The organism is Asticcacaulis sp. DW145 (assembly GCF_037101385.1).
GTDB lineage: Bacteria > Pseudomonadota > Alphaproteobacteria > Caulobacterales > Caulobacteraceae > Asticcacaulis > Asticcacaulis currens.
The window spans coordinates 1,061,701-1,079,024 of record NZ_AP029025.1 but is presented as its reverse complement, the minus strand read 5'-3'; the positions used below and the strand labels follow the sequence as shown (position 1 = coordinate 1,079,024).

General features: G+C 62.2%; 18 protein-coding genes and 1 tRNA gene. 8 read left to right on the top strand and 11 right to left on the bottom strand.

The genetic code is table 11. The annotated features are described in order from the left end of the window. Nucleotides 1-108 precede the first annotated feature (108 nt). The 4 genes from AACH73_RS16165 to AACH73_RS16150 are packed head-to-tail and all read right to left on the bottom strand — an operon-like array spanning nt 109 to nt 4,816. Nucleotides 109-876 carry a polysaccharide deacetylase family protein gene (locus tag AACH73_RS16165; RefSeq protein ID WP_338735866.1) on the bottom strand — a complete coding sequence of 256 codons (768 nt, stop codon included), beginning with the start codon at nt 874-876 and terminating at the stop codon, nt 109-111. Then, entirely contained in the window at nt 876-1,808 is a 933-nt protein-coding gene (locus tag AACH73_RS16160; RefSeq protein WP_338735865.1) for a glycosyltransferase family 2 protein, read from the bottom strand. The genes AACH73_RS16165 and AACH73_RS16160 overlap by 1 nt, the downstream gene beginning before the upstream one ends. Next, on the bottom strand, nt 1,805-3,268 hold the full coding sequence (locus AACH73_RS16155) for a lipopolysaccharide biosynthesis protein (RefSeq protein ID WP_272741886.1): 1,464 nt from the start codon (nt 3,266-3,268) through the stop codon (nt 1,805-1,807). Before AACH73_RS16155 ends, AACH73_RS16160 begins: the two co-directional genes overlap by 4 nt. A 27-nt stretch (nt 3,269-3,295) precedes the next feature. Then, nucleotides 3,296-4,816: an exopolysaccharide biosynthesis polyprenyl glycosylphosphotransferase gene (locus tag AACH73_RS16150; RefSeq protein ID WP_272741887.1), complete on the bottom strand. Its 1,521-nt coding sequence runs from the start codon at nt 4,814-4,816 to the stop codon at nt 3,296-3,298. Nucleotides 4,817-5,089: 273 nt separating this feature from the next. Here AACH73_RS16150 and AACH73_RS16145 point away from each other — a divergent pair. From AACH73_RS16145 to AACH73_RS16135, 3 genes are all read left to right on the top strand, one after another. After that, nucleotides 5,090-5,181, top strand: a tRNA-Ser gene (locus tag AACH73_RS16145). Between the two features lie 635 nt (nt 5,182-5,816). Continuing rightward, entirely contained in the window at nt 5,817-6,809 is a 993-nt protein-coding gene (locus AACH73_RS16140) for an LLM class flavin-dependent oxidoreductase (protein WP_272741888.1), read from the top strand. A gap of 55 nt (nt 6,810-6,864) precedes the next feature. Beyond that, nucleotides 6,865-7,218: a VOC family protein gene (locus tag AACH73_RS16135; RefSeq protein ID WP_272741889.1), complete on the top strand. Its 354-nt coding sequence runs from the start codon at nt 6,865-6,867 to the stop codon at nt 7,216-7,218. 143 nt (nt 7,219-7,361) lie between these two features. Here AACH73_RS16135 and AACH73_RS16130 read toward each other — a convergent pair whose 3' ends face one another. The 4 genes from AACH73_RS16130 to AACH73_RS16115 all read right to left on the bottom strand — a co-directional run bounded on the left by AACH73_RS16130 (nt 7,362) and on the right by AACH73_RS16115 (nt 11,263). Next, nucleotides 7,362-7,550, bottom strand: a complete 189-nt coding sequence (locus tag AACH73_RS16130; RefSeq protein ID WP_013480608.1) for a Thivi_2564 family membrane protein — start codon at nt 7,548-7,550, stop codon at nt 7,362-7,364. A gap of 232 nt (nt 7,551-7,782) precedes the next feature. Next, nucleotides 7,783-9,918 carry an EAL domain-containing protein gene (locus tag AACH73_RS16125; RefSeq protein ID WP_338735864.1) on the bottom strand — a complete coding sequence of 712 codons (2,136 nt, stop codon included), beginning with the start codon at nt 9,916-9,918 and terminating at the stop codon, nt 7,783-7,785. 196 nt (nt 9,919-10,114) lie between these two features. Further along, nucleotides 10,115-10,741 carry a histidine phosphatase family protein gene (locus AACH73_RS16120; RefSeq protein ID WP_272741891.1) on the bottom strand — a complete coding sequence of 209 codons (627 nt, stop codon included), beginning with the start codon at nt 10,739-10,741 and terminating at the stop codon, nt 10,115-10,117. A gap of 90 nt (nt 10,742-10,831) precedes the next feature. Then, nucleotides 10,832-11,263: an HIT family protein gene (locus AACH73_RS16115; RefSeq protein ID WP_272741892.1), complete on the bottom strand. Its 432-nt coding sequence runs from the start codon at nt 11,261-11,263 to the stop codon at nt 10,832-10,834. Between the two features lie 82 nt (nt 11,264-11,345). Here AACH73_RS16115 and crcB point away from each other — a divergent pair, with 82 nt between their 5' ends. From crcB to AACH73_RS16095, 4 genes are read left to right on the top strand one after another with little or no spacing between them, the layout of a single operon-like run. After that, nucleotides 11,346-11,726: a fluoride efflux transporter CrcB gene (gene crcB / locus AACH73_RS16110; protein ID WP_272741893.1), complete on the top strand. Its 381-nt coding sequence runs from the start codon at nt 11,346-11,348 to the stop codon at nt 11,724-11,726. Then, on the top strand, nt 11,723-12,730 hold the full coding sequence (locus tag AACH73_RS16105; protein ID WP_013480603.1) for an RluA family pseudouridine synthase: 1,008 nt from the start codon (nt 11,723-11,725) through the stop codon (nt 12,728-12,730). Before crcB ends, AACH73_RS16105 begins: the two co-directional genes overlap by 4 nt. A 1-nt stretch (nt 12,731) precedes the next feature. Further along, the gene (locus AACH73_RS16100) at nt 12,732-13,400 is read left to right on the top strand and encodes an HAD-IA family hydrolase (RefSeq protein WP_272741894.1); all 669 of its coding nucleotides are present in this window, start codon (nt 12,732-12,734) and stop codon (nt 13,398-13,400) included. 43 nt (nt 13,401-13,443) lie between these two features. Then, on the top strand, nt 13,444-14,187 hold the full coding sequence (locus tag AACH73_RS16095; RefSeq protein WP_272741895.1) for an ATP12 family protein: 744 nt from the start codon (nt 13,444-13,446) through the stop codon (nt 14,185-14,187). On the opposite strand, the gene AACH73_RS16090 is transcribed toward AACH73_RS16095, so the two are convergent. The 3 genes from AACH73_RS16090 to AACH73_RS16080 all read right to left on the bottom strand — a co-directional run bounded on the left by AACH73_RS16090 (nt 14,174) and on the right by AACH73_RS16080 (nt 16,648). Beyond that, nucleotides 14,174-14,512, bottom strand: a complete 339-nt coding sequence (locus tag AACH73_RS16090; protein WP_272741896.1) for a DUF962 domain-containing protein — start codon at nt 14,510-14,512, stop codon at nt 14,174-14,176. The two genes, AACH73_RS16095 and AACH73_RS16090, sit on opposite strands and share 14 nt — an antisense overlap. Nucleotides 14,513-14,908: 396 nt before the next feature. After that, on the bottom strand, nt 14,909-16,057 hold the full coding sequence (locus AACH73_RS16085) for a GNAT family N-acetyltransferase (protein WP_338735863.1): 1,149 nt from the start codon (nt 16,055-16,057) through the stop codon (nt 14,909-14,911). Nucleotides 16,058-16,180: 123 nt separating this feature from the next. After that, complete coding sequence (locus AACH73_RS16080; protein ID WP_272741898.1) at nt 16,181-16,648, bottom strand: RidA family protein; 468 nt, start codon at nt 16,646-16,648, stop codon at nt 16,181-16,183. Nucleotides 16,649-16,954: 306 nt separating this feature from the next. Between AACH73_RS16080 and AACH73_RS16075 the strand changes: the two genes are divergently transcribed. Further along, nucleotides 16,955-17,323: a response regulator gene (locus tag AACH73_RS16075; RefSeq protein WP_013480598.1), complete on the top strand. Its 369-nt coding sequence runs from the start codon at nt 16,955-16,957 to the stop codon at nt 17,321-17,323. Nucleotide 17,324 lies beyond the last annotated feature (1 nt).

Sequence of the window (17,324 nt, the reverse complement as noted above, 5' to 3'; positions counted from 1 at the left end):
ATGTTCCGCAGGCGCATAACCCAAGGGCGCGAAGCGCCAAATCTGTGCCATCTGTGTAATCTGTGGTTTTCCGAAACTTATCATCAAAAGAGGCATTCGTGGAACGCCTCAACCGCCCGCGCGGCGGGCCCCTTCGGCATAGGTGACGACGTCGAAACCGAAGGTCCGGGCGGCGGTCGCCAGGGTTTCCAGCGTCTCCGGCGTGCAGCCCCACGGCGACGGGTTTTCACGCACATCGTGGGTGTACAGGACCAGCCAGCACTGTGGCGTGCGGATCGCCTGCGCCATCCATTGCAGCGCCAGCCGCTCACCGCCGTCGCCTTCGATACCGATGGCCGGGGCCTGATTGAGGTCGGTGCCGGTGCGGATCAGGCCGTGGTGCAGGGCGCGCGAGGAGCGGTAGCGGTCGCCCAGCACGGCCTTGGCCTGAGGGGATACATCGCCATAGGGATAGGCGAAGGTGGTTGAAGTGGGTACGCCAAGCGATTGAATAAGCGTCTGGTTTTCGTCCACGCTTAAAGCAATGTCCGCCGCCTTGGCCTGACCGCAGTCGATATGCATCAGGGTGTGGCAGGCGATCTCATGACCGCGCGCATTCAGGGCGGCGATCTGGGCGGCGGTAGTGTAGGGGCCGAAATGGCTGTCCTGCCCCATCAGGCCGGCGGAGATGAAATAGGTGGCGTGAAAGCCGTGGCGCTCCAGTATGCCCGCCCCCGCAATGGCCGCCGACTGCGGGGCGTCATCGAACGAAAAGGTCAGCAGGGGCTTCGTCAGCCCCCGCAACTGTGCCGGTTTGCGAAACAGCAGTTTTGAGGCCCGGCGGCGCAGCTTGCCATACAGGGAGCGATCGGCGGCATAGGCTTCGGCATAGCTCATCAGACGACCTCAGAATAAAGGGCGGCGCGATAAAGGCGCAAGGCAAAGGCGCGGGCACGGACCGGGGCGGCCTCGCTGCGCACCACCGTGCGCAAAGCCGTGCGCAAGGCTCCGCGCAGGGGCAGTTTGCGGATCAGGCGCGCGACGCGGTAGCTGGGGTAGGTGGCGACCACCTCCGGATGCTTCTGCACCACGCGGGCGAAGTTGCCGACCGACTGCTCGTACTTGCGGATCAGGATGTCTGCCGGATCGAGCCCCAGATGGGTGGCGGTATTGTCGATATGCTGCACGCCGAAGGTTTGCGCTACCCGCATCGCCCATTCGACGTCTTCCCAGCCCCAGCCGGTAAAGGTGCCGTCGAAATCCTGCGCCGCGAAGACGTCGCGGCGGATCAGCAGGTTCGAAGTGAAGACGTATTTTTCCGGAGTCTGGCGGCGCGTTGCGGCGTCGAGGCAATCGCTTTTGGCGGCCATCAGGCGGTGAATGGCAAAGCGTTTGTCGGTCGGGGCCTGTTGCAGCGAAAAGCCGCCGAAGACGACGGCCGGATCGCTGTCCATTACCGCCAGCCAGCGCGTCAGGAAGTCGGGCGCGTCGGGCAGCATGTCGGCATCGAGACACAGGAAATAGTCGCCACGTGCCGCCTGAGTCAGGCGGTTGCGTCCGCGCGCGCGGCCTTCATTGCGCGAAAGGCTGATGAAGGTAACGGGCAGGGCAATAGCATCAATCGTTGATAACACGTCCTGCGTCAGCTCGCTCTGGTTCGAGCCGTCGTCCAGCACCACGACCTCCACGCCTGCGACCGGCCTCAGAGCGCGCAGCAGGGTGGACGGGCTTTCCTTGTAGAAGGGGATCAGCACCGACAGACGTGGCTTTGGGGCACCGTCATGGGCGGCATTGGTGATGACGGAAGGCGGGGCGGCAGGGGCGGTCATGCGGCAGACCCTACACCCAGGCGCTTAAGGAAGCGTTGGCCATGGGCGCGCACCTCATTGAGGTTCAGGGCCAGAGCCAGAGCGGCATAGACGAGGACGCCCGCAACGCCTTTCAGCGCCAGCTCGATGACACCGCCCAGCGGCGGTATCAGACACACGACGGCGACCATGATCAGGGTTGCGAGGGCGGTTAGCCCCAGATCACGCCACGGAACGGGCAAAGGGAGGGCCTGACGGCCCAGTATCCACGAGCCGATCAGACCGATGGCAAAGCTCAGCGCCGTCGCCAGACCCGCCCCCCACAGGCCATAGAGCGGGATCAGCCACAGGTTCAGCCCGACATTGGCGATAGCCGGAATGGCCATGGCCACGGTCAGCAGCCTGGTTTTTTTCGACAGGGTAAAGGCCTGAAGGAAATAATAGGTGTTAAAGCCCGACAGCAGGGCACCGACGCTGATCAGGGCGGTGACGCTCAGCGCCTGCGCGCGCAGGCCTTCGCCAATCAACAGTTGAGCCAATGGCGCTTCGACGGCGATCAGCCCGCCCACCGCTGGAAACAGCACCAGCGCCATGACGCGGAACTGATCGCGGGCGTGGGCTTTCAGCGCCTCGGTCCCGCCGCTTTCCAGCGCGTGGACCAGAGCCGGCCCCCCCGCCGCGCCGAACCACAAAAACAACACGTCGAGGATGCGCGAGGCGAGGCTGTAGCCCGCATGATAGGCCCCGGCATCGGCTTCGGACAGAAAGCCCGCGATCAGAAAGCGATCCACCGTATAAAGAGCCAGGGTGAGGATAAGGCTGGCCGAGACGGGCAGGCCGTAATGGGCATACTGCCGGGCGCGCGTTGCGTCAAAGCGGCCTTTCAGGGCGCGGCCCCAGTCTTCGCGGGCCACGAAGGGCAGGCAGGCGGCCGCCACGAGTCCGGCGGCCAGCAGCGGCGCGCCGCCCCCTAAGCCGGCCCAGGCCAGGAGCGCCCCCAGACCAAACCCGCCGGCGGTCTGGATCATGTCCAGCGTCGAGGCGGTGCCGACGCGCCCTTCGGAGCGGCGTTGTTCCTGCACCATCTTGATCAGACTGCGGAAGACGACGACGCCCAGCCCGCAGCCGATGGCCAGTTTGAGCGCCTGCGTGTGGGCATCCGGCGCGGGCCACAGCCACAGACCGGCGGCGCAGACGACCGCAAATACGACCGTCACCGCGGCAAACAGGCGATAGAGGGTGCCATAGAGCGTCAGGGCTTCGCGGTCTTCGCGCGACTCCGACGGATAGAAGCGCGCCATCGCCGCTTCGATCCACGTAAAGCACAGGGTCTGGGCCAGACTCGACACGCCGAAGGCCAGCGCGTAGCGGCCATAGTCGTCCGGCGACAGGAGGCGGGTAAAGGTGATCAGGGTTGCGAACCCGATCAGCCCCTGCAACACATTGGCGGGGAGATACCCCCATAGCCCTTTCCAGAACATCAGCGTCTGTCCCTGCGCCCTGCGATCTTACCGGATGGCGTGGCGGTCGCCAAGGATGCAGGCCACCGTCATGGCCATGATGTAGAGATCGAGCCAGAAGGACTGACGCTCGATATAGTCGATATCGAGCTGGACGCGGCGGCGCACGTCCTCTGCGGTGACCAGCGCCCCGCGTGAGCCCTTGATGGCCGCCCAGCCGGTCATGCCGGGCTTCATGCGGTGCCGCCAGGCGTATTCGGCCACCAGCTTGGCGGAATCTTCGTCGCCGGTCTTCATGCCGATAGCGTGCGGTCGCGGCCCGACCAGCGACATGTCGCCTTTCAGCACGTTGAACAGTTGCGGCAGCTCATCCAGACTGGTCTTGCGGATAAAGCGGCCGACGCGGGTCACGCGGTCGTCGTCGCGCGACACCTGACGCGCGGCGGTGGCATCGGCGGCTTCGGCGCGCATCGAACGGAACTTCCACACATGGATGGCTTCGTTGTTCAGGCCATGGCGGCGCTGACGGAAAAAGACCGGGCCGGGGCTGTCGAGGCGGATCATCAGGGCCACCACGGCCATAACCGGCGCAAAGATGATGAGGGCCACCGTACCGATAATCAGGTCCTGAACGCGCTTTTGCAACGCCCGCTGTGCGTCCGAGGGCGAGGGATTGGCGCGGGTGAGCGGCTGTTCCGACAGGCGCGACAGGGCGGCTTCGCGACCGGCCTCGCTATCGACATCGACCAGCAGCGAGACAGCGTTGGGCAAGAGGCTCAGGCGGCGGATCAGGCCTTCGACGCGGGCCCGCGCCGCCGGATCGACGGCGACGATGACGCGATCCACATAGGGGGTGATCTTGTGCGTCAGCAGGGCTTCGGTATCGCCCAGCACCGGCACGCCACTTACGGCGTGGGGCGCGCGCGACAGGCGGTCATCGAAAATGCCCAGAATATTGACATTGCGGCGTTGCAACGCGGCTGCGATCAGGGTTTCGGCATCACGGGTCGCCCCCACGATCACGATATTGGGGGTCAGAAGCCCTTTGCGCCGCCAGCGGGCCACCAGAGCGAAGGCGGCACCGTGCAGCGCCTCCAGACCCAGAAGGACACCGGTTGCCCACAGGCCGAACACGGGGGGCAGCACATCGGCGCGACCGCTGAGCCCGGCGACGGCCAGACCGGCCACGCCGCTCAGGGCCACGGCGGCGAAGACGCGCAGCAGGTGCCCGCTCAGCCGCTCCTGACGGCGGTAGACATAAAGGTCAAAACTTTTGAGGCTCCAGGCTAGAGTGATGGCGGCGACCAGCAGCGGCAGGATATCGGCGGCCAGCGCGCCTTGCCAGCCGCGCGGTGACAGACCCTGCGCCACGAACAGGCTGACGCCCGCGATCAGCCACAGGTCGCTGAACCGGAAGAGGTAGGCGTAGGCTTCGTTGGCGCGGCGTTCGCGCAGCGACACCAGACGTTCGGGGCGGAAGGGGCCGCGGCGATGGTCGGCCGGACCGGGGCTCTCCGCGGGGCGTCCCCGGCTCAGACCCTGTGCGCGCAAGGCCGGCGCCTCAGCCATCCCTTCGGGCGCAGCATCGGGGGTGCGGACGGGGGTGGGGGCGCCTTGGCGTGCGTTTGTCATGAGGTAAGAGGGGGAGGCGTTCTGGATCGTCTGGGGCGGTTTCGCCGACACCCTGCCACACGGCGTTTATATAACCGTTAACGCAAGCCCTTTTTCTATAAGGCAAATCGCGATTTTTGCCGCCGGGCGTGATGTTCACACTTTTCGGGAGGCGGGCTTTGATTGCCCGTTGCCATTTGGGACAAGTCAGGCTAAGTGAACCCTTAGTGCGGAGACGTGGCCGAGAGGCTGAAGGCACTCGTTTGCTAAATGAGCGTACCCCTAAAAGGGTACCATGGGTTCGAATCCCATCGTCTCCGCCACTAAAAAAGCCAGCCCAAAAGGGCTGGCTTTTTTAGTGGCCGGTGTCCGGGACTTCGAACCCTGGGTTCGAAAACCGGAGCGAAGCGTAGGTTTCGGCGGAGCGCAGCGCAGCCAATCCCATCGTCATCCTCCGGCAACACCTGTTCACCCGGACGCCACAGGACGCCGGGTGAACAGGTCGTTTGCTTTTGAGAGGGCTTTCCGAGCGAAATCCGATAATTGACACTTATGTCAATTATGTCCCCAGAATTCGCTGGCGATGACCGAAAGAATGACGGCGACGCCGTAAAGGCCGATGCCGGCCACGATGAGAGTTATCATTACGCTTTCCACTTTACCTGTACTTTTTTGTTGTTTTGACAGTGTTGTCATAAGAGACGCAGTCCGTCCACAGGGCTCGCCTGTCGGGCTAGTCATATTTTTGTTACACGGCGCAGGCGTTTTATGTCGGCCCTGACATCTCTGCCGAGGCACGCCCTCTGGTAATCGTAACCGGACCACCTACATAAGCCCTCAGCACGCTCTATGAGGCGAAAGAGCGCATTTCGTTCACGAAAGCGAAATTGCGCTCTAAATTTTTGTTCAACGCGCTTTTTCATCGGAAAAGTGCGTTCCACTTTTCGGAAAGCGCGAAATGATCCCCTTTTCCATTCTGGATTTGTCGCAGGTCGGGGAAGGGAGCCGCGTGGCCGATGCCTTTGCCAATACGGCGCGCATGGCGCGTCAGGCGGAGGCGCTGGGCTATCATCGCTACTGGCTGGCCGAGCACCACGGGATGCCCGGCGTGGCCTCATCGGCGACGGCGGTGGCGATTGCCCATGTCGGGCATCATACCTCGACCATCCGTATCGGTTCGGGCGGCATCATGCTGCCTAATCATGCGCCGTTGGTGATTGCCGAGCAGTTCGGGACGCTCGAAGCGCTGTTTCCGGGGCGGGTCGATCTGGGACTGGGGCGCGCGCCGGGTACGGATATGCGCACGGCGCGGGCGCTGCGGCGGAATATGGACAGCGGGGTGGACAGCTTCCCCTATGATGTGGCGGAGCTGCGCCGGCTGATGGACGATCCGGATGGCACTGAGCCGATCCTGGCCGTACCGGGCTTTGGGGCCAAGGTGCCGATCTGGGTGCTGGGGTCGAGCACCTATGGCGCGCAACTGGCGGCGCAGATGGGCCTGCCCTATGCCTTCGCCTCGCACTTTGCGCCCGATCTGCTGCATCAGGCGCTGCGTCTTTATCGTCAGCAGTACCGCCCCTCGGTTGATCATCCGCACCCGAAGGCCATGGTCGGCATTATGGGCGTGGCCGCCGATACGGACGAAGAGGCGCACTATCTGTTCACCTCGATGCGGCAGGCCTTTGCGGCGCTGAGGCGTAATGAGCGCAAGCCGTTCCCCGCCCCGGTGCGCGGGCTTCAGCTCAGTCCCGAAGAGACGCAGATGGTTGATCATATGCTGCAATATGCTGTGGTCGGCTCACCACAGACCATAGAGCGCAAGCTGGAAAACTTCCTGGCGGCGACCGAGGCCGATGAGCTGATTATCTCCATGCCGATCCACGATATTGAAGCGCGCCTGCGCTCGGTTGAGATCTTCAGCCAGTCGTCGCTGATGCAGCGTGTGAGTTAACTTGTGCACGCACGGGCAGCCTGATACGGCTTAACGCATTAAGCAGGAGGCGGCTATGGGTGTGACGGGAATCGGCGGTTTCTTCTTCCGGGCCAAGGACCCGAAGGCCCTGGCGGCGTGGTATGCCGAGCATCTGGGGGTCGGGGCCGGGCCTTACGGCCATTGGGATACGCAGGCCGGGCCGAGCGTCTTTTCGCCCTTTGCGGCGGATACCGACTATTTCGCAGCGGATCGTCAGTGGATGCTCAATCTGCGGGTCGAAGGGCTGGATGATCTGTGTGCGGCCCTTCGCGCGGCAGGGATTGAGGTGATCACTCAGCCGGATTGGGATATGCCGGGGGTGGGGCGCTTTGCGCGTATTCACGATCTGGAGGGTAATGCGATTGAGTTGTGGGAGCCGGCGGGTTAGGGGGCAGGGGCATACCCCTCCGTCAGTTCACTTGCGCTCACAGCCACCTCCCCATGGAATGGGGAGGAGAGGCGATAATGCGGACAAGTAAGCGCAAGCGTTGAACCGCGCTCCAATTTACGGGTGCAGGGTCTGCGACCCTGCTAGCCCACGCGGATGTTGCTGAGCGAGCCCAGCAGGCCAAACACCTGAAGCAGCCAGATCACCACGCCGATCACCACCACGGCGTTGAGGATGTTTTTGATCTTGGGGTCCATGGGAATGTAGGTGTTGACGAGCCACAAGAGCACACCGACGACGATCAGGACAGCGACCAGAGACAGAAGGGACATGCGGGTTTCCTTTTCAGCGTGAGGGTTAGTTCCCTCGCTATGGAAACATCATGTCTGCGCACGGCTCAGGTTTGAATGTCCGCTTGGCTGCTGAAAAATAAAGACGTTATACCAGCGGCCGAAGATGCTGACTGCATCCGGCCGTTGAATAGTCGATACGGTCTCACTTGTATCAGCGACATGAGACCGTATCGAAAGGCATATCAAGCGTCATTTTCAATGACCCTTAGTATCAGGCGCGGGCTCGGGCGGCCTTCGGTTCGGCATAGGCTTCGATGGCGGCGGCGGGACGGCCGATCAGATAGCCCTGCGCCTCGCGGCAGTTCATGGCTTTCAGCGCGTCCATCTGGGCTTCGGTCTCGACGCCTTCGGCGGTGATATGTACGCCCAGCGCCTCGGCCATGTCGGTGATGGCGCGGATGATCGACAGGGCGTTCTGATCGTGCGGCAGGTCGCGCACGAACGACTGATCTATCTTGATCTTGTCGAAGGGGAAGGCGCGCAGATAGCTCAGCGAGGAATAGCCGGTGCCGAAATCGTCCATGGCGATACGCACGCCCATGTCGCGCAAGGTGTTGAGCACCTTCAGATTGTGCTTTTCATCGGCCAGCAGCACGCTTTCGGTGATTTCCAGCTCCAGACGGCGCGGGTCGAGGCCGGTAGCCTTCAGCGCCTCCTTGACCAGTCGCGGCAGCGAGCCGTGGCGGAATTGCAGCGGCGAGATATTGACGGCGACACGCCACGGCGACGGCCACTGCGCCGCCTGACGGCAGGCTTCGCGCAGCACCCAGTCGCCGATCGGGCCGATCAGGCCGCTGTCTTCGGCCACCGGGATGAACTCACCGGGGGAAACCATGCCGCGATGCGGGTGTTTCCAGCGCAGGAGCGCCTCAAACGACACCACCTCGCCGCTGTCGAGATTGAGCAGGGGCTGAAAATGCAGCTCGAACTGCTGGTCGGCCAGGGCGGAGCGCAGCTCGTGCTCCATTTCGAGGCGCTGCTGCACCACAGCATCCATTTCAGCGTGATAAAAGCACCAGTCGTTGCGGCCTTCGGATTTGACGCGATAAAGCGCCAGATCGGCGCGCGACAAAAGGTTGTTGGCATCGCTGGCGTCTTCGGGGGCCAGCGCGATCCCGACGCTGACGCCCGCTTCGAGGCGGATGCCGCTGATGTCGAAGGGCGTCTTCATGATCTCGATGACGCGCTCGGCCAGACAGCGAGCGTCTTCGGGGCGTTCGATGTTCTGGATGATGGCAAATTCGTCACCGCCCATGCGCGCAATGAAGTCCCCTTTGCGCACGCACAGCCGCAGGCGTTCGCCCACCTGACTGAGCAGGGCGTCCCCCGCAAGATGGCCGAAGGAATCGTTGACCGTCTTGAAGCGGTCAAGGTCCAGACAATGCAGGGCGATATGGTGGCCATGACGCTGCACGCGGCTGAGGGCCTGCTCGATTTCGTGGGTATAGAGGGTGCGGTTGCCCAGGCCCGTCAGCGGATCATAATGCGCCAGTTGCGCAATGCGCGCCTCGGCCGCCTTCTGCTCGGTCAGGTCTATACCCAGAGTCAATATGCTGTCGGGGGAACCATCCGGGCCGCGCAGCACGGTCTTTTTGAGCTGCACGGTGCGCTGGCGCTCGCCATTATAGATGGCTTCTTCCTCGATCATCACCGCTTCGCCGCTGGCCAGAACGCGGCGGTCGGAGCGCGCGAAGATGTCGGCCTGCTCGGTCGGGAAGATGTCGTGGCTGGTCTTGCCGACGACTTCGCTGCGCTTGATACCCAGCATGTCTTCGCCCGCCGGATTGATCAGCCTGACGCGCGAATGGGCGTCCTTGACCAGCACCATGGCCGGAATATTGTCGATAATGGTATTGAGGAAGGACTGCTGGCGCTGCGACTCGGCGCTGAGGCGGATCAGGTCGGTCACCATTTCGCGCTGTTGCAGCAGACTGTCCTGAAGGTCGTCATTCATGGCTTTCAGGATCGACAGGGTGGTGCCGACCCCGGCATAGGCCCCGCAGCGCGTGACGATAAAGCCGCGCAGCAATTCCGAAGCGCGTTCGGCCAGGGTCGCCTGCATGAAGTCGCGCAGCGGGGTCTCGGCTTCGACGGTCAGAGGGCGGGTGTCCATCATGGTGGTCACCGATTTGTTGCCGAACAGGGCGCGACCGTATTCCGAGGCCATTTTGAGGTTGAAGCTGTGGCGTTCGATCAGGCCCAGGACGCAACCGCACGTATCGACCACGGCCAGCACCAGCAGTTCGGAATTGTCGCGGAAGGCGTCATAGACCTGCGAATTGGTCGTCTGCGGTGAGACGGGGGCTACCTGGTCCGTAATATCCGAAACGTGTGCTGCTTTCTGCATAACCGAGGTCCAGTTCGTCATAAAACCTTCACAAAACTCAACTCACACGCCTTTTCTGGGCGTTTTGTCACATAATAGGGAAGGTGTCTGAATTTCGGTTTAACAGGTGAAAAAATATACTTGCGCTATACTTATGTCCGTTCACAGATGAAACGTGACTATTATGACAAAATTTGGAACGTCGTTATGGTTGGCCTCAAATGCGGCCCATGGTCGTCGGCCCCTTGAAGAAGGCCCCGTGCAGCGGCGGATTGTCGGGGTCGAGGCCGGTCATGGTCCAGGTGTCGCCCTGACGCGCATAACGCACCGGGCAGGCATTGGGGCTGGAATACATCTCCCCCAGATAGACGCGGGCGATGGCGCGGAAGGGGATGCCATGGCAGACGAAGAGGGGGATGGTCTCGCCGGACGCATGGTCTTCAACGGCGGCGCGCACACGCTCGATGACGGCGGGCAGGCGCTCGGCATTGTGCGGGTAATGCTTGCCGTCGATGTCGAGGTCGGGGTTCATGTGCGCCAGCATCTCACGCCGGTGGCCTTCGACCTCATCAATGGTCAGGCCCTCAAAGATGCCGAAATGCCGCTCGGTCAGCCGCCCGTCGGTGATGACGGGCAAATCCAGTGCCCGCCCGACGATATTGGCGGTTTCATAGGCGCGGATCAGCGGACTGGCGACAATGCGCGTAATGCCCTGATCGGCCAGAAAGCGGGCGGCGACGCGCGCCTGCTCACGCCCGGTGTCGTTGAGCGGGATGTCGGTCGAGCCCTGAAGCCGCATCTGGGCGTTCCAGTCGGTTTGGCCATGGCGAAGAACAAAGAACATCAGGGTGCGTATCCGTTTCTTTAGTTTTGTCCCGTCGCTACGCTGCCGGGACGGGCCAGTCGGTTTGGCCATGGCGAAGACCGAAGACCATTACAGCTTGGCCTTGATACGCGCCGCCATGTCCTGAAGATCTTTCAGATCGGCCATCTGACCCGACGCATGGTGCTTCACCGCTCCATTGGCGTAGCAGGGGATGATGTGAAAATGCAGGTGAAACACCGTCTGGCCGCCGACCTCGCCATTGAACTGCGCGATGCGCACGCCCTCCGGTTCCAGCGCGTCGCGCACGGCGCGGCCGATGCGTTGCGTGTGGTGGATGAGGTTTTGCAGGTGCTCGGACGAAATGTCGAACAGGTTACGCGCCGCCACCTTGGGGATGACCAGCGTATGGCCCCTCGTCTGCGGGAAGGCGTCCATGAAGCTTAAGACCCGCGCGTCCTCATAGACCTTGGCGCAGGGGATGTCTCCGGCCAGAATCCTGGCGAAGATGTTCTTGGGATCGTAGTCCCCGTACAGGCTCATGGCATGGTCCCTTGCTGGTATTTGTCCGGTCCCATCCTTAAAACACTATGATTTGAGGGCCAAGAGGGGTATGAGCCCTGCTATGTTCAATTTAATGCTGGTCATGATCGGTGGAGCCCTCGGTTCCGCGGCGCGCTATGGACTGGCCCGTCTGTGGCCGGCGGCGGCCATGCCCTTCGGTTGGCCCATCGGCACCTTTGTGGCCAACCTGCTGGGGGGGCTCATGATGGGGCTTCTGGCCGGGTGGTTGCTGGCCAGGGGGGGCGATGAGCGCCTGAGGCTTCTGCTGGGCGTCGGCGTTCTGGGCGGCTTTACGACCTTTTCCACCTATTCGCTGGAAGTGGTGCATATGCTGGAGCGGCGAGACTACGGGCTGGCGGGGCTTTATGCCGTGTCCTCGGCCGCGCTGGCGATTTTGGCCGTCATGATCGGTCTGTTTGTGTTTCGGAAAGTGGCCGGATGAGTAGGGAAGTGAAGATCCTGTATGTCGCCGAGGGCGAAGACGGGGTGCGTATCGACAAGTTTTTCAAGCGGCGCTGGCCGCACCTCAACCATATTCAGCTCAACAAGCTGCTGCGGTCGGGACAGGTGCGCGTCGATGGTGCGCGCGCCAAGGCCGACACGCGGCTGAGCACCGGTCAGAGCGTGCGCGTGCCGCCACTGCCCGACGCGCCGTCCGAGGAACAGCAAAAGCGCGAGCGCGCCGAGCTGAGCCCGCAGGAGGTGCGTTACGCCAAGTCGCTGGTCCTCTATGAGGACGAGGACGTCATCGCCATCAACAAGCCCTCAGGTCTGGCCGTGCAGGGCGGCACCAAGACAAAAAACCATATCGACCGGCTGTTGTCGGCCTGGGGCGAGGGGCTGGAGCGGCCGCGTCTGGTTCACCGCCTCGACCGCGACACCTCCGGCGTGCTGCTGCTGGGCAAGTCGCCGTCGGCGGCGGCGCGTCTGGCCGGGGCCTTTGCCAAGCGCAAGGCCTATAAGACCTACTGGGCGCTCGTCGCCGGAACGCCCGACCCCAAGGAGGGGGTGATCGACGTGCCTCTGGTCAAGAAGGGCATCAATGACCGTGAGATGGTCATGCCCGCTGACCCCAAGGAGCCGGGTGCCGAGGCGGCGGAAACCGAATATGTGACCATATCCCGCGCCGCGCACCGTCTGGCGTGGATGGCGCTGCGCCCGCATACGGGCCGCACGCACCAGCTACGTGCCCACATGCAGGCCATCGGGCACTGCATCCTGGGCGATCCCAAGTACAAGGATGAAAAATCCATAGCCCTGTCAGAGGGTTTGGGGCTTCAGTTGCACCACCGGCGCATCGAAATCCCACACCCGACGCACGGGACGCTGATCGTCGAAGCGCCGCTTGACCCGGTCATTCAGGCCGGTTTCGACCGCTATGGCTTCGATGAGCACGAGGCCAGCCCCGAACCCTTCCGCAAAGCCACCCGCGCCTCCAGACGGTAAGATGAGACTCGCTGTATTCGATGTCGATGGCACCCTGATCGACAGCCGCGCCTCGATCCATCGTGCGGCGGTCGAGGCGGCCAAGGTGCTGAACCTCACCCCGCCCACCTATGATGAGGTGCGTGCCATTGTCGGGATGTCGCTGTTCGAAGCCTTGCAGGCGATGCGCCCGGACCTCGATCCGGAAACCGTGGCCGCCTATATGCGCGAGTTTCAGAACGCCTTTCTGACCTTCCATGCCGATCCGGACTTTAGCGAGGCCCTGTATCTGGGGGCGCAGGAAACGCTGGAGCGGCTGAAAAACGACAACTGGCTGATCGGCATGGCGACGGGCAATTCGCGGCGTGGCGTGACGCGGATTGTCGAAAAGCACGGCTGGGGCGACCTGTTTGACGTCACCTTCTGCGCCGATGACGGCCCGTCCAAGCCGCATCCGCACATGCTTCAGTGCAATCTGACGGCGCTGGGCGTCGGTACGCATCAGGCGGTGATGATCGGCGACGCAACGCACGATATGCGCATGGCGCGCGCCGCACAGGTGCAGGCCATTGGCGTGTCGTGGGGCTTCCACACGGTCGATGAGCTTGAGGCCGCCGGCGCGCAGCAGATTGTCCACGATTTCAGCGAACTGGGCGCGGTTCTTGACCGGTTCGTACCGGAGTTGATGTAAAACATCCTCCCTTATTTCAAGCGAGTATGCTTAGAGGCTACATATGACCTACAAGGCCGAAGCGCCGTCAAAGCGCAGTGATCAGATCGGCTCAAAGCCGAAACGCTTCTGGAAGATCGTCGAGATCAAGGCCGACGGACCGGGCTACGGCGTGACTCTGGACGGCCGTGCGGTGAAAACGCCGAAGGGCGCCACGCTGGTGCTGCCCAATTTCGCGCTGGCGGCGCGGGTCGGGCGCGAGTGGGAAGCGGTCGAAGAGACGGTTGATTTCACCGCCATGCCCCTGACGCGGCTGGGGTTTGCGGCGCTCGACCACATGGACAGCGGCCTTGAAGCCGCGCTGGCCGAAGCGGCGCGTTTTGCCGAAACCGATCTCGTCTGCTACCCGTCCGACTATCCGCAGGCCCTGATTGCCCGCGAACAGGCGGCGTGGGGTCCGGTCATCGACTGGCTAAAAAGCGAGCTGGCGCTTGAATTCGTGCCGCAGACCTCGATCATGGCGCGCGGACAGCCGGTGGCGACGATCGCAGGCGTCAAAACGCTCCTCAGCACAGCGTCGATCTATGCACGTGCCGGTCTGATGGCCGCCATTCCGCTGCTGGGATCGGTGGCGCTGGCTCTGGCGCTGTACAAGGGCCGTCTGAGCGCCGAAGAGGCCTTTGCCGCATCGCGTGTTGGCGAAACCTTCCAGAAAGAAACCTGGGGCGATGACGCCGAAGCGATGAAGCGTGAGGCGGCCATGCGTCATGATCTGACGCATCTGGAGGCGTGGTTCAGGGCCTTGTGAGGCGTTGCTCTGCCGCTGCCCGCCGTTTGGCCAGCCGTCCGCCAAGCCACAGGGTGAACATGTGATAGTCGCCCACAAACGACCACAGGGGGTAGGTGAAGGTCGCCGGGCGGTTCTTTTCTACAAAGAAATGCCCGATCCACGCGCAGCCATAACCGGCTATCACACCCGCCAGCAGCCACAGGGGCTGGCGCTGGGCCACGGCCATGATCAGCGCCGCTATGCCAAGGCTGGAGCCGATATAGTGCAGGGCGCGCGTGCGGGGCTGGCTATGTTCGCTCAGATAGAAGTCGAAAAAGGCTGAATAGCTGGTGTAACGCGCCATGAGATACGGCCCTGTCTGTGTTTCCCTGTCTGTTTTATGAGCATTATATCTCATTTTCGCCTCTCACACGAAGCGTTACAGACCTTAATTTCAAATGTGACGACAGGCCTCTTGTTCGCAGGTGCAAAAAGTGCTAATGACAGCGCTGTCATAACTTTTTGTGTGTGAGGACTGACAATGGAAAAGCTGATCGAACGCTTTATGAATGCCCTTCTGGCCCTGGGTTTCGCCCCCGGCTCGGCGTCGAACTAAAGAGAGTACCCCTATGAAATTCCTGGTAAATTTTGCGTCGCAACTGGTTGTCGCCTGGGCCCGTGCCCACCGCCTGCCGATCGCCTGATCGTCTGCGACACGCCTATCTAAAAAACACCGCCGGTATTCTCACCGGCGGTTTTTTCATGCCTGATCGCGTTTGCGGAATGGCGACAGTTCCGCCTCGTACTCAGCCATCTGCGCTGCGACGGCCGCACGTTCCTGCGTCAGAAAGCGGGCTACGGGTTCGCGCAGGGCACGGTCGCGGATATGGTGGGCCGAATAGACGGGGTGGGGCAGGTAGCCGCGCGAAATCTTGTGCTCGCCCTGCGTGCCGGCCTCGACGCGGCTCAGCCCGTGTGTGATGGCGTAGTCGATGGCCTGATAATAGCAGACTTCGAAATGCAGGAAGGGGACATCGACGCGTGCGCCCCACTGACGGCCATAGAGGGTGTCGCCGCCGCGATAATTGATGGCCCCGGCCACCGGCTGATCGCCGTCATAGGCGAACACCAAAACGATCTGATCGCGCATCCGCTCGGCAATCACTGAAAAGAAGTCGCGCGTCAGATAGGGCGAGCCCCATTTGCGGTCGTAGGTATCCTCGATAAAGGCGTGCAGATAATCGAGGTGCGCTTCGGTGATGTCGCTACCGCTGTGGATTTTCAGCGTCAGCGCCGCCTGTACATCGCGGCGTTCCCGGCGGATAACCTTGCGGCGATTGGCCGACAGGGCGGTGAGGAAATCGTCAAAGCTCTGATAACCCGCATTGGTCCACCAGAATTGCTGATCCTGCCGCAGCAATAGGCCGTTTTCGCCCATCAGCCTCCATTCATCCGATGTGGGGAAGTTGACGTGAAACGACGACAGGCCGTTGGTATCGCAGAGTTGCACCGCCGTACGGATCAAAGCCGCGCGCACCTCGGGGGCCGGCGACAACAGCCGAGTCCCCGTCACCGGCGTAAAGGGGGAGGCCGACAGGAGTTTGGGATAGTAGCGCCCGCCCGCGCGTTCATAGGCCTGCGCCCAGCTATGGTCGAAGACGTATTCGCCCATCGAATGGTATTTGAGATAAAGCGGCATCACGCCGCGGACCGCGCCCGCCTCATCGCTCAGGCTAAGGTGATGCGGCACCCAGCCGCTGTCTTCGCCGACGCAGCCCGTCTGTTCGAGCGTTTCCAGAAAGGCATGGCTGTTTAACGGGTTATCGTCGCCCTTTAATCCATCCCAGACGGCGGGGTCGATCTCGCTGATCGAGCGGTGCAGGGCAGCGGTCAGGGCGGGCACGGGCATGGTTTTCACCTTACGACGTAGGAAAAGCCGCAGGCAAGTCACTTAAAACCACGAACGGCACGAACCACACGAACCGATGAAGTGTAGCGTTCGTGTGGTTCGTGCCGTTCGTGGTGAAATCCTTTATAGACGATCCGCCACTTCGATCACGGCATCGACTTCGACGGCAAAGCCCAGCGGAATCTTGTACACACCAACCGCCGAGCGGGCGTGCTTGCCGGCTTCGCCCAGCACCTCGACCATCAGGTTCGAGCAGCCATTGACCACCTGCGGCACGTCATAAAAGTCCGGACCGGCTTGCACAAAGGCCCCCAGCTTGACCACGCGTACCACAGTGTCGAGGTCACCCACGGCGGCCTTCATCTGGGCCAGCAGGTTGATGCCGCAGACGCGCGCCGCTTCGGTGGCTTCCTCCAGCGAGACATCCACGCCGACCGTGCCCTTGTAGCGGCCGGTGCCGTCGTTGGAAATCTGACCCGAAATGTGGATCAGGTTGCCGCTGCGCACGAAGGGCACGTAGTTGGCGACAGGGGCAGCCGGGACGGGCAGGGTGATCCCCAGTTCCTGGAGGCGGGCTTCGATCTTCGACATGGATTCGGTCTCCTGCAAAATAATACCAACGGCCGAAGATGCTGACCGCATCCGGCCGTTGAAGACACGAGACTGGCTTAGGTGTATCAGCGACATGAGACAGTCTCGAAAGGCATACCCAGAGTCATTTTCAATGACCCTGCGTATAAGGCCTCGCTTATAGGCATTCCGGCGCGAGGCGTCGATAGGTGGCATTTACACTTTGTTTCCATCCCTTTCACCTCGGCTTAAGACAGTTGAGCTAGGCTCCGTACTCAGACCACGGCGGGGGCCGCGAATCGTGACCCACAGACGGGAACAAGATTTATGAGTGCGAAAAAGGTTCTCATCGTCGAGGACAACGAACTGAATATGAAGCTGTTTCATGACCTGCTCGATGCGCAGGGCTATGAGACGCTGCAAACCGGTGAAGGGCTGTCGGCCCTGTCGCTGGCACGCAAGCACCGTCCGGACCTGATCCTGATGGATATTCAGTTGCCTGAGATTTCCGGCCTCGAAGTCACCAAGTGGCTAAAGGAAGACGATGAGCTGTCGCATATTCCGGTCGTGGCCGTGACGGCCTTTGCCATGAAGGGCGATGAGGAGCGTATTCGCGAAGGCGGCTGCGAGGCCTATATCTCGAAGCCCATCTCGGTTTCGCACTTTCTCGACACCGTCCGCCGCTATCTGGGATAGG

Coding starts and splice junctions, on each gene's coding strand:
- AACH73_RS16165 (WP_338735866.1), bottom strand. CDS start 876: ATGAGCTATGCCGAAGCCTATGCCGCCGATCGCTCCCTGTATGGCAAG.
- AACH73_RS16160 (WP_338735865.1), bottom strand. CDS start 1,808: ATGACCGCCCCTGCCGCCCCGCCTTCCGTCATCACCAATGCCGCCCAT.
- AACH73_RS16155 (WP_272741886.1), bottom strand. CDS start 3,268: ATGTTCTGGAAAGGGCTATGGGGGTATCTCCCCGCCAATGTGTTGCAG.
- AACH73_RS16150 (WP_272741887.1), bottom strand. CDS start 4,816: ATGGCTGAGGCGCCGGCCTTGCGCGCACAGGGTCTGAGCCGGGGACGC.
- AACH73_RS16140 (WP_272741888.1), top strand. CDS start 5,817: ATGATCCCCTTTTCCATTCTGGATTTGTCGCAGGTCGGGGAAGGGAGC.
- AACH73_RS16135 (WP_272741889.1), top strand. CDS start 6,865: ATGGGTGTGACGGGAATCGGCGGTTTCTTCTTCCGGGCCAAGGACCCG.
- AACH73_RS16130 (WP_013480608.1), bottom strand. CDS start 7,550: ATGTCCCTTCTGTCTCTGGTCGCTGTCCTGATCGTCGTCGGTGTGCTC.
- AACH73_RS16125 (WP_338735864.1), bottom strand. CDS start 9,918: ATGCAGAAAGCAGCACACGTTTCGGATATTACGGACCAGGTAGCCCCC.
- AACH73_RS16120 (WP_272741891.1), bottom strand. CDS start 10,741: ATGTTCTTTGTTCTTCGCCATGGCCAAACCGACTGGAACGCCCAGATG.
- AACH73_RS16115 (WP_272741892.1), bottom strand. CDS start 11,263: ATGAGCCTGTACGGGGACTACGATCCCAAGAACATCTTCGCCAGGATT.
- crcB (WP_272741893.1), top strand. CDS start 11,346: ATGTTCAATTTAATGCTGGTCATGATCGGTGGAGCCCTCGGTTCCGCG.
- AACH73_RS16105 (WP_013480603.1), top strand. CDS start 11,723: ATGAGTAGGGAAGTGAAGATCCTGTATGTCGCCGAGGGCGAAGACGGG.
- AACH73_RS16100 (WP_272741894.1), top strand. CDS start 12,732: ATGAGACTCGCTGTATTCGATGTCGATGGCACCCTGATCGACAGCCGC.
- AACH73_RS16095 (WP_272741895.1), top strand. CDS start 13,444: ATGACCTACAAGGCCGAAGCGCCGTCAAAGCGCAGTGATCAGATCGGC.
- AACH73_RS16090 (WP_272741896.1), bottom strand. CDS start 14,512: ATGGCGCGTTACACCAGCTATTCAGCCTTTTTCGACTTCTATCTGAGC.
- AACH73_RS16085 (WP_338735863.1), bottom strand. CDS start 16,057: ATGCCCGTGCCCGCCCTGACCGCTGCCCTGCACCGCTCGATCAGCGAG.
- AACH73_RS16080 (WP_272741898.1), bottom strand. CDS start 16,648: ATGTCGAAGATCGAAGCCCGCCTCCAGGAACTGGGGATCACCCTGCCC.
- AACH73_RS16075 (WP_013480598.1), top strand. CDS start 16,955: ATGAGTGCGAAAAAGGTTCTCATCGTCGAGGACAACGAACTGAATATG.